This is a genomic window from Solibacillus isronensis (assembly GCF_900168685.1).
GTDB classification, from domain to species: Bacteria; Bacillota; Bacilli; order Bacillales_A; family Planococcaceae; genus Solibacillus; species Solibacillus isronensis_A.
In genome coordinates this window covers 311036-323229 of sequence record NZ_FVZN01000014.1, presented here as the reverse complement: position 1 = coordinate 323229, position 12194 = coordinate 311036, and the positions used below count along the sequence as shown (strand labels likewise).

General features: G+C 42.0%; 6 protein-coding genes. All 6 read right to left on the bottom strand.

The window, feature by feature from the left end; genetic code table 11:
• Positions 1-14: 14 nt before the first annotated feature.
• Positions 15-1466: an alpha-amylase family glycosyl hydrolase gene (locus B5473_RS10150; protein WP_079524763.1), complete on the bottom strand. Its 1452-nt coding sequence runs from the start codon at positions 1464-1466 to the stop codon at positions 15-17.
• A 500-nt stretch (positions 1467-1966) separates the two neighbouring features.
• Positions 1967-2335: a YisL family protein gene (locus B5473_RS10145; RefSeq protein WP_079524762.1), complete on the bottom strand. Its 369-nt coding sequence runs from the start codon at positions 2333-2335 to the stop codon at positions 1967-1969.
• Positions 2336-2537: 202 nt separating this feature from the next.
• Complete coding sequence (locus B5473_RS10140; protein ID WP_079524761.1) at positions 2538-3440, bottom strand: fumarylacetoacetate hydrolase family protein; 903 nt, start codon at positions 3438-3440, stop codon at positions 2538-2540.
• 139 nt (positions 3441-3579) lie between these two features.
• Positions 3580-4758, bottom strand: a complete 1179-nt coding sequence (locus B5473_RS10135) for a DUF418 domain-containing protein (RefSeq protein WP_079524760.1) — start codon at positions 4756-4758, stop codon at positions 3580-3582.
• A gap of 11 nt (positions 4759-4769) precedes the next feature.
• Positions 4770-8489: a helicase-exonuclease AddAB subunit AddA gene (gene addA, locus B5473_RS10130; protein WP_079524759.1), complete on the bottom strand. Its 3720-nt coding sequence runs from the start codon at positions 8487-8489 to the stop codon at positions 4770-4772.
• Positions 8464-12105, bottom strand: coding sequence for a helicase-exonuclease AddAB subunit AddB (gene addB, locus B5473_RS10125; RefSeq protein WP_079524758.1), 3642 nt, complete (start codon positions 12103-12105; stop codon positions 8464-8466). Before addB ends, addA begins: the two co-directional genes overlap by 26 nt.
• Positions 12106-12194: the final 89 nt, after the last annotated feature.

Sequence of the window (12194 nt, the reverse complement as noted above, 5' to 3'; positions counted from 1 at the left end):
TCCAGGCTGTTTCACTATTGAACTGAATTTTCGGCACGGCGTTTTTTTCCGCGCTTCATAATTACAATCATAAATGCTGTGTATAACACAACGACCAATCCAAGTGCCACAATATAGGAAGTGTTAATGCCACGCGCTTCAATCACTTGGTACACTTCCACCATTTCTCGGTCTAAAATAATCGCATAGTTGCCGTCCTTATTTTCACGGATGATTTCACTGTTGAACATTCCGCGAATTTCTTTTCCTTCACCTAGCTCAGCTACCGGAATATGCACACGTTTTGTTTTACTACTATTATTAATGACTACAATCCATGTTTCTTCATCGGATTTGCGTTCAAATACAACATAGCCGTCTTTATTTTCAAGCCATTTAAATTCCCCGTTTCGCAAAGTATCGGAATCATTTCGTAATGACTGGAGCTTTCCGACATAATCTGCTAATTCCGAGTCTGTTTTAAAATTGTAGTATTGGTGCGCTTCAACACCCGCTTCCCCATTCATCGCAATTTCAGATCCATATTGTACGATCGGCACACCAGGAAGTAAAAGCGTGCTCGCAATGGAAATTTTACTGCGTGTCGGCGGATACATGCCTTCCTCTGTTGCCGCCAATGTGAAGCGATCCGACCATATTGTATCGGTCATCGATAAGACCGGAGTTCCTGAAAGCATTTCCTCGATATGAGGCTCCAGTACTGTTGTATTTAAATCGACATTTTTAAATGCATTTGTGAAGTTGGCTGCAGTATCACTGTAAAATTTCGCGTCAAAATTTGCATCACTTTCTGCATTCGCAATAACATAGGCACCTGCTGCTTTTAACTGCTCGATAAAGCGATTTAAAAAAGCAGTATCCGCTTGTTCAATATTCGTCAAACGAACCCCGTCTAGTTTATATGTATTTACAAATTGTACTGCACTGTTAATCAGTTCATTCTGTACTTCTTCATTCGTTAAGTCCCACTGTATTTTCCCATCATTTTCAGATGCTACAAATCCTTGTCTTTCTGCAAGTTCATGGTTTGGACTAACATTGGAAATCGGGAAATCAACCATCATTTTGATTTCACGTTTTTGGTAAGCCTCGACCATCTTTTTAAATTCGTCTGCTGTACCAAAACGGTGGTCAAACATTGTATAGCTCGTTGGCATCGAACCATCATATTTTTCAGTTTCAAATACAGAGCCAATAGACAGAATCGTATAGCCCATATTTGCTACATAATCGATTTTCTTCAGCAGTCCACTGAAATCCCCGCCCGCAAACATCGACGGGTCTTGCGCATTTACTGTATCATCATCATTTTTACCGGTACCATTAAAGAAACGGTCCACTAAAACATCATATATACTTTCATCTGCGATCGTACGCTCTTCCGCATTTGCAACAGCAGCAACTGACAATGAAGTCGAAAGCAGCACACCCGCAGCTAATGTACGAAACCATTTATTAAATCCCATTCATTTCCCTCTCTTTCATATACAGTCCATCGTCATTTTACCAAAAAAGATATAAATGTAGCTAGCTTTAATAGTTATTTATAGGAAATTCAACAAATACGTGTCAGAAATGTGTATAGAGGGTTTGATATGATTAGGAATTGATTGCTCGGTGTGTTTTATTAGAAGGTTTCAGAGATAGAAGGTCGAGCAGGAGACTTAAAACTACCTGTATAAAATGTGGAACAATCTCTAAAAAGGTAGAACAAATTGCAGCTAAAGTTGAAAGTTCCGGGTTATTAGAACTTTCCGGATGAAATGTTGAACGATGAACAAGAAAAGTGGAACATCTTTGATATAAAGGAGAACTTCCCTTCCCTAATGTAGAACAAAACACTACAAAAGTAGAACAAAACACTACAAAAGTAGAACAAATCCCCGTAAAAGTAGAATTCCTCCTCCCCCCATACAAAAAAGCGTGTAAAAAGCCACCTCCACTTTTTACACGCTTCACTCTTTAATTAGAAGTTTACACCGATACCCATGCTTAAGCCTAAGTATAATGTAATTAATAGAACGATACCGAACAGTACCCAGAACATATTGACAGATTTGCCTTTGTTTTTACGTACTAATACCATTTCCATAAAGCCGATTACTAAAATACCAAATAACACTTTCATATCATAGTTCATGCCGCTCTCAGAAATTTTGTCGCGCCATTCAAGGAATAAAGACAGCCCTGTAACGATTACTAAAATATACATTAAACGTAAGATCATGTGTACTGCTTTCAACTTTTTGCCGGATAATGCTGCGATAAAAAATAATACTAATGCAAGTACCCAAGTCGTAATGTGCATATGTGTCGTACTAGTTAAGAAATCCACGAATTTTCCACCTCTTCTATTTATTCTCTACAGGCAATATCCTACCATGTGAAGCCATATAAATTCAATTGAATCTTCCAAGTTCAATGAGTTGTCATAAAAAAGCTATATTTTTCTGCAAAAAAGGCAGTAGATTTCCCCTGACACTGGAAATCTACTACCTATTAATATCGGAAACTAGCAATCCGCAGCTATAAAAATATTAAGCAAATCGGTTTGCTAAAGTTCCAATTCCTTCGATTGCGATTTTCACTTCATCGCCTGCTTTTAAAAATTGCGGCGGGTTCATCCCTTTTCCAACTCCGGCCGGCGTACCTGTTAAAATAACATCGCCTGGCTCTAACGTTACATATTTTGAAACTGTCTCAATAATTTCAGAAACAGTGAACAACATATCTTTCGTTGATCCATTTTGGCGTACTTCACCATTTACTTTTGTCACAATTGATAATGCATGCGGATCAGGAATTTCATCTTTCGTTACTAAATACGGTCCCATTGGACAGCTGCCTTCCAAGCTTTTGCCTAAGAAGAACTGTTTATGCTTCTCCTGTGCGTCACGGGCTGTAAGATCATTGGCAATTGTATAACCGAACACATAGTCAAATGCCATTGCTTTCGGAACATTTTTTCCGCGCTTGCCGATTACGACAGCTAACTCCCCTTCATAATCAAGGGAATCCGTCACATCTGCATGCACAGGTAATGTCGATTCATCCGGAGCAATTGCAGTTGGTGACTTCGTGAAAACAACGATATGTTCCGGAGCCTTTTCTGCACCCATTTCACGGGCATGATCACTGTAATTTTTACCAACACATAAAATATTTTTCGGTGTACGAGGAACTGGCGACAGCCATTCAATATCAGAATAAGCCAGTTTAAACTGAGCTCCATCTTCATGATTTTGAGCTGCCTCTACTAATTTACGAACCTGTTCAACAAATTCGTAGCCATGTGCAATCCCGTCGATAATTGTTTTCGGAAAGTCTTTTAGTACATTAAGTTGTTTTTGGATTTCGACTACATCCCAAACTGCCTCTTCTTTTTTCACTTTTGGGCCAAACTTTACTTGTTCGTTTACTTTAAATGATAACAATTTCATAACGTGGAGCACTCCTTCTGTTTTTTTACATCATACATTAAAACATGAACAATTGCCTTACTTTTCTGACAAAAAGGAACTTAATTCGTAAAACTAAGCTTTCGGTGCATAAAACTTTATACAATACTACATTCTTTGTTCACGCTTTACGGTCCGTAGGTTTGCCGTAAGTAAATCTTTTCAGCAATGCTTCAATCGGTCCTTGTTTATATTTTGAAAAATAGATTTCCGCAAATAGTACTTGGATGACGAAAATTCCTACCGCCATATAAATTCCCATTTGCACATCCACTTTTCCGTATAAACCGAAGCCCCAATTGTAGAACAGCACTGTACAAATAACGGACTGCATCAGGTAGAGCGTGAGAGACATGCGACCAGCCTTTGCAATTGGTGACAGCAGTTTTACTATGACCGGCAATTGTGTCAGCAATGTGATGACTGCCATATAGCCAATCGCAAGCAGCGGTCCGCCGATATAAACTTGCAAGTACTCATTGCCGAATGTTTGGTTACCGGCTATCGGCAGGCTCTTCATATAAAGTCCGCCGCCAATACCAGCTACAGCCAAAATGATCCAGACAGCGATTTTTTCATTTGCCCGCTCGATCAGACGCCATTTCGCAAGTGCTGCGCCAAACAGCATATAAGGTAATATCGTAAATAAAGACGAGATCCACATCATGACACCCATCTGAATCGATAAATCATCAAGACGCTGCATAAATGCATCCGTCCAGTTCCCGATACCGTATGCTGTTAAGGCACTTTGAATCGCTTCAATATCGACAGAGAAACTATCCGTTGACGCCGTAAAGAAACCTGCCGCGACATATAAACTTAAATTAAAACCGTGATACAAAGCATTCACCGCAACCGCCACAAGCACGAGCCATTTTGCCTTCAAACGAATTAGCGCGATTAAAAATATTCCGCAAAATGCGTACGTGGCCAAAATATCGCCCCACCAAATGACAATCGCATGAAACATCCCAATGCAAAATAATAAAATTAGACGCTTCGGCGCAAACCGGTAAAAATCTGCGCCCGTCTCATTTGCTTTTACATATTGCATCGCTAATCCATACCCGAACAGCATAGAAAATAACGGATAGAAGCTGCTTTGCACATAAATATCCAAAAGCTGCTGAAGTATTATATCCTGAACTTCATTAAACCAGCTGCTCAAATCCGCTATATGCGGCATCGGTAAATAAAACCCAAACATATTTACTAATAAAATGCCGAGTAAACTTACTCCGCGCAATATATCCAGTGTTGCAACACGCTCGTTCGTACCTACTGGGCGAAAATCCACCGTCCATCCCCCTAATCTATTTTCACTTCTTGTCCAATACTGTATAAATATAAAATGCGTTCATTTATTTCAATACGCTTAATTGATTGGACAGCATGCTGATAATAGTTTAATTGAATTTGGTACGACTTTGTCATTTTTTGTTTAATTTTCTCAAAATCGCCTAATAAATACTGTTCGATATAGTCTGTTTTATAATCGAGAAGCACCCAGTTTCCATGTTCATCTTCAAAAATGCAGTCGATGACACCCTGTACAATCTGGGCATCCCCTTCCTGATCTTTCAAACTAAGTGTAAATGGTTCTTCTCTTAGTACTTGCTTCGCTTTTTTTAAACGCTCGCCGACCTCTGTTTTGAAAAAGGCAAATACTTTTTCCGCTGAAACTGCATCCGCTTCAATTTGCTGCAACAGCTTACGATCTACAAGCGACTGGATATAACTTTCCGTTTCTTCAATCGACGAAAACCCTTGCTGCGGGATATGCTGCATAACGGCATGAACAGCTGTACCGACTTCTGTTGCCGAAAGCTTCCGTTCTTTTTTCCCTTTTAGCATAAAGCTCGGTACATCAGTTTTTACGTAGCGCTTCGCTTCCATATTGTAAAGCTGCTCTTCTTCCATTCGCTGCAAACTTTCAAGACGCTTTTGCTCCGATACCGAAGTTTTTGATTTCTTCGTCACCGCATTTGCATATGGATACGGTGTCGTGAAACGTTTCGCCAGCAGCTGAACCAAATCTTCATTCACTGCCTGTTCAATCACTTCATGCTCCACCGTTTCCGCTTCATTGGCAAGTAAGTAGTCACGATTTGGAATGATGCGTACCGTCCATTTTTCCGTTGTTGCCGCTTCATTCGAGTATCCGTAATTGGCAAACAGGAAATCATTATGACGTGCAACAGCCGGACCGACCCAGCTTAAATAACTGTTCGCTTTTGAACGAATGTATGCAGGGAGCACCGTATCCTCCAGTTCCTGATAAAATGCCCATTCTTCCTTCTGCTTTTCCCAATCTTTAATCGAGCCGACTAAAATGAGGCGTTCTTTTGCACGGGTCATCGCTACATATAAGACACGCATTTCCTCCGCCTTCATTTTCGCGAGCTTTTTCTCCTTCACATATAAATGCGGTAAAGAAGTCGAAATGATATTTAAATCCGGATTCACCGATTTAATCGCCAGACCGAAATCCTGATCGAAAATATAGCGGCTGCCTAAGTCTTTCGTATTGAATGTACGGCTCATTCCCGCTACAAATACGACTGGATATTCCAACCCTTTTGATTTGTGGATTGTGAGCAATGTGACGACATCGTCCGCTTCACTCGTCGATTTTGCAATTCCTAAATCATCTCCGCGCGAACTCATCCGGTCGATAAATCGCAGGAAGCGGAACAATCCGCGGAATGATGATTTTTCATAGCTTAATGCACGGTCATGCAGTGCCCGTAAGTTCGCCTGGCGCTGCTTGCCGTTCGCCATCGCACCGACCATTTCGTAATAATTCGTATCTAAATACACTTGCCAAATTAAATCGGCCAATGCCCCGTGACGGGAAAACTGACGCCATTTCTGATGCATCGAAAAGAACTTCTCAAGCTTAGCCTCTGTTGCGATTGGCATGTCACCCGCTGCTTCTTCTTTATACTGCTTTAATGCCTCATAAAAAGGGACTTTCCCGTTAATTAAACGGATTTTCGCCAATTCGTTTTCCGTTAAACCGATAAACGGTGCACGCAGTACGGAAGCGAGCGGAATATCCTGATACGGATTGTCGATGACTTTTAATGTGTTGATCATAATCATTACTTCAAGCGATTCAAAATAACCGCCATCCGTTTCGGCGTAAAGCGGCAGGCCGGCCAACTTGAATTCCTCCGCAAACGTCGTATACCATGTGCGGGAACGCATCAATACGACAATATCGCGGTAGCTGACCGGACGCATCGATTTCGTTTTCGGATTGTACACTTGTCCACCATGATCGACTAAATCACGTATACGCTGAATAATATAACGGGCTTCCTGCTGTGCCGCGCTGATGCTCTCTTCCTCGGATCCTTCTTCACTTCCCGGAATGATTTGCGCTTTCGAATCGCCTTCCAGTAAAACTAATTCTATCGGTACTTGCTGCTCATCATAACTCGCCCCGAATTTAAGTTTTGCCTGTTCATCGTACGCAATTTCGCCGACTTCTTCGTCCATTATTTGCTCAAATACATAGTTCGTACCTTCCAGCACTTCCGAACGACTGCGGAAATTGGCATTCAGGTCAATCTTCATTCCCGTACCGGACGGGTCCTCTTCAAATCGCTTATATTTATCAAGGAAAAGGCGCGGTTCTGCAAGACGGAAGGCGTAGATGCTTTGTTTCACATCGCCGACCATAAACATATTCCCGTCCTGCTCACCGCCGTTTTTCACAAGCTGCAAAATTGTTTCCTGCAAGAAATTGACATCCTGATACTCATCAACAAGCACTTCTTTGAAACGCTTCTGGAAATTCAATGCTACATCGGATGGCTGTGGTGGATTTGACGTGCTTTCTTCATCTGTCAAAATTTCCAATGCATAATGCTCTAAATCCGAAAAATCTAGCAGGCCGCGCTCTTGCTTCGCCTTTTTAAACGCTTCACTGTATTCAATCGTCAGTTTTACGAGCGTTTCCATAATAGGCTTCGTCGCCGCCATTTCCTGAACATACAACTTTGGATGACGCGCAAAAAACGTTTCCTTCAAATCTGTCAGCATTTCTTTTGCCGTATCACGATGATTTTTCGCTACCGCATAATATTGCTTATCTACTTCCGTATCCTTTTTCGTCAACGGTTTAATCCGTCCGAACTCAACAGCGGGGATTAGCTCATATGCTTGTTCCCATGAGCCTTCTTCCATCGCTTCAAGTACATGCTTAACCCCTGTATATTCTGCTTCAAACAACGGCTTGTTTTTCTCTAAAGCAGGTGTAACGGACACAATTTGCAAGCCTTTTTCAAGCCGTGTGGCAATTTCTTTCAGGCTTCCGATAATAAACGGGCGCACTTCTTTCGCGATAACCAACTCATCAATCGGACTTTCCGGATTAATATCGTATTTCTCCGGCAATGCGCGCAGCCATTCATACGGGTTTGGCTGAACACGGGATACTTTATACATTTCCTGCAGCAACAGTTCGATCGCCTGGTCACTGCGGTCAGATGCAAAGCTGTCAACTAAAGTGTAAAGCTCCTCTTTCGTGAACAAAGTTTCCATATCCCCCCGGTATGCCTTTTCAAGCACATCCATCAGCACATCATCTTGCAATAATGAAGCTTCCTCTGTACTTGCCAGACGGAAACCCGGGTCCAGATCAATCGTGTATGCATATTCACGACAAATCGATAAACAGAATGAATGCAGCGTGGAAATTTGCGCTTTGTTCAATAAACTTAGCTGACGGCGCAGAAATTGGTTGCTCGGATTTTGGGCAAGTTCCTTTTCAAGCGCTTCTGCCATACGGTTGCGCATTTCTGCTGCCGAGGCATTTGTAAACGTTACGACGAGCAGCTCATCCACATCAATGCGCTTGTCTTCTGGCGCTAAAATCTTTTGGATAAGTCGCTCGATCAATACCGCTGTTTTTCCTGAACCGGCCGCAGCCGATACTAATATGTCATGACCTGATGCGTAGATGGCTTTCCACTGAACATCTGTCCATTGAACATCACTCGGCTTCGCTGGAATTGTCATCTGCACATACCACCTTTTTAATGTTTTCAAATACTTCCTGTTCCGGCTGTTTCTTGATTTCGTTGAAGCTGTTTCCTGTTTCCGACTGATCGAACTGGCAAACCGATTTAAAACTGCAATACGTACAAGCCTTTTGATTGCCTAAGCTGTACGGCTTAATTTCCGTATTTCCTCGGTAAATTTCATTGCCCGCCTGACGGAATTTATAGTGTACAAATTCCTGCAAGTTTTCCATCTGTTCCTGTTCAATCACTTTTGAGGAACGGCTGTTGAATTCCGGATTCTCTCCGCTTTTAAACGCCGCTGGTACGATAATGGATGTTTTACTCGGCTCAAGTGACTTGTCCATCAGTTGCGCCACTTCCACATCTTTCACCATATAGCCGCTTAACTTGAACTTCTCCTGACGCATACTTTCCACACGATCATACTGCTCATAATCCTCTGTCGGAATTAGCGGATTGTGCACATGCAGATAGAACATCCCGGCAGCCTGGACAATAATATTCTCCAGTTCCGATAAATCCTGAATGAACTTCCCTTCACGTGCGATGATCGGAATATTTTTCATCGCTACATCTAAATACGTCAACAGCTGCAGTGAAATCCCGTTATATACTTCGGTAAAATCAAGCTTGCGGCCGCTTGATTTATAATCAATAACACGCAAATACAGATTTTCCGCATCTTTATATGCATCGATCCGGTCGATTTGCCCGCGCACATACATTTTCCGGTTATGTTCCAAATCGATTTTCAGTGCTTCAAGCGGATTGCGGTCATCCTGTTCCGTATTTTTATCGTCGCGCTTTCCGAACGGCTTTTCATGGGCAATTGCTTTAAACTTGGACAGCTCACTTTGATTAATGAGTGCATAAATTGTACGTGCCACAATTTTCACAAGTTTCGTTTTAATATATTCAAAGCGGTGACTGCTTTTTAAAATACTGTACGAGAAATAATCCGCCAGTTTTGAAATGGTTTCATCCGCCTTTTTATAGCACGCTACATATGTCGTAAGCGGGATCGATGGCTCTTTCTCGGATAAAATTGTCCGGATTGCCTCATGGAAAAGATCGCCCATTGCGAATGTTTCCAGTTTGAATTCTGTACGCTCCTGCAGTTTCAACCCATAGGATGCAAAATGTGAATACGGACAGCTGTAAAAGCGTTCAATACGCGATACACTTGCCAAAAAGTCTTCCCCATACAATGCTGTCGCTATGTCTTCCGTTAGCGGTTCTGCTTCATTCGTCGTATATAAAGGTTTTTCCACGACATTCAGCACATCTTTCCAGCGCTGTTCCCGTTCATAAAATGCTTTTAATGCCGCCCATTCTTCAGTAAGAGGACGTCGTTCGTGCTGTGCCTGCTTCAGCTGGGTCATTAAGAAGCCGATTGCCGGTGACGGATGCTGTAAATAATTGAGCACATTGTCTTTTTGAAGTTCATCAAGCGGGTCCATCGCAATTTGACGATGCTGCAGTGTACGAACTGTTTTCTCATCTGGCGTGCCACGGTTTTCGGTAATCTCAAACATGCTGTGCAGGCGGTTAATATAAAGTGATGGAAGCTTACTTTTACTTTCCTCGTCCGCATTTGCATACGTAATATATAAATATTGCGTCGATGAAGAAATCGCACGGTAAAACAGGAAACTTTCCTGAAGAAGCCTGCTTTTTATACCCGGTGCCAATTCCACATCGATTTTATCAAATGTTTCACGCTCGTCATCAGAAAGCAGTCCTCCTGCTTCCATACGCATCGGGTATACCCCGTCGTTAACACCGATGACGAAAATGGCCTTTTTATTGTCAAAACGCGCAAACTCGACAGTCGAAACGGTCACTTCATCCAATGTAGGCGGCACACTTGCAAATTCAAGTGTTTCAAAGCCTTCATCCAAAATTTGTGCAACTTCTTCCAACGGCATAATTTTATCGCCGAACATAAGGTCAAACTGCTCCAAAATATGAATCCAGCCGTTCCAAGCCTGTTCATGCTCCAATGACTGATGGAGTGAATCGGCCTGCTCTTCCTGCTCCTGCATTTTCAGCAGTTTCTTATAAATATCGAGCTGCTCCATAAACTCATACAGTGCCACTACAATTTCACGGCCAGTTTTTTTACCTTTCAACCGGTTCTGCAATACCAGTACCGGCTCCCGAATTAAGTCACGTACCGATTTTAAAAGTTGCTCATGCTCCAGCTCGTCTTCTGTCTGAACCGCATTTACTTTTTCCAGTGATTTAAAACGGCGATAATGCCATACTTCATCTTTCATCCAGCGGTCATGGACAATTCCTTTGGCGATGACGAAGTTTTCCAAAATATCCGCTCTGTCCCGCATTGCGACTAAATTGGCTCCATAAGGGAAAAACAGATCGGTTTTAATACTTCTGAAAACCGGCTCATATTTCCAGTTTGTCGTAATAATCTCCAGTACGGATCGACTGAATTCGATAAGCGGATGGTAAAGCATTGCCCGCTTCTCATTTGAGAAAAATGGAATTTCGTATTGGGTAAAGGTCGTTCCGATAATCGCATCATATACATCCGCCTGGCGGTACATTATCCCGATATCTTTATATCGAAGCCCCTTATCCAGAACGAGCTGTTTAATTTCCTGGGCAATACCTTGCACTTCTGCGCGCGGGTTTACACCTTCCAATATTTTCGTATGTCCCGTTGATTCGACGGGTGTATCCGTAATTTTGTCGAAGCAATGTTCAATATGCAGCAAGTCCCGATTTGTCGCACGGTAGTTCACTTCTAAATGAACGCGCGGCTCCTCTTCAATATCAATTCCTCGTTCGAATCGTAATTTTTGCAGCTCATTCTTTATTTTGTCGTATGTCATCGCAGCTCTGTAAAACACGGAGCCTTCCAGTAAATCCATTTGCGGGTCTTCCATCGGGAGAACAATTGTGACACGTTTTGCATAAATAAGAAGCTCTTTTAAAATGGCAAATTCCTGTCCATTAAATGAAACAAACCCATCCAAATAGATGTGGGTATCGCGCAAGCTTTCCATTTTCGGAATACGCTCAATTAACAGCGGGAAATAGCCATCGCCATTAATATATTCCGTCCCGATCCGCTCATACAGCTGCTTTAAAATAATGTTCAGATCATGCAATTTATGCAGCAGTACTTCACTTGCACCGTTTGATTTTAATGATTCGATCAGCGGGTCGATTGTTTCCACATCGATATGATATTGACTGAATTCCTTTAAAATCTGCTCGACTTCTTTCGTAAAACCGGGTTTACCTGCCGCTCGTTTAAATAGTAGAAACTCTTCCTGATGTTCTTCCAAAATACGTCGCAACAGCATGCGGTACCCTGTGCCGTCAATACGTTCGTGGGCGATGCCGCCTTCATTTTGCAGCACAAACCAGGCCAGCCGTTTGAATGTCATAACTTGTGCACGCATCATTCCTTCAATGTCATAATTCGTTGTCAGCTCATACTCCGTTGTAAACGACATTTGGTCTGGAACTAATATAAAAATTGGATGTCCAAATAGGTTTGTTTTTAAATCATCGACAATTTCACGGTGAATCAATGTTGTTTTTCCCGTGCCTGCCCGTCCTGATATAACTCGTAACGTCACAATTCCCACCTCACTTCTATTTCTTTCTTCTATTATAATATAAGAATACATGTTCGCGCATTAATTGGAATCATACAAAAAAGCCCTGC

Coding starts and splice junctions, on each gene's coding strand:
- B5473_RS10150 (WP_079524763.1), bottom strand. CDS start 1,466: ATGGGATTTAATAAATGGTTTCGTACATTAGCTGCGGGTGTGCTGCTT.
- B5473_RS10140 (WP_079524761.1), bottom strand. CDS start 3,440: ATGAAATTGTTATCATTTAAAGTAAACGAACAAGTAAAGTTTGGCCCA.
- addA (WP_079524759.1), bottom strand. CDS start 8,489: ATGACAATTCCAGCGAAGCCGAGTGATGTTCAATGGACAGATGTTCAG.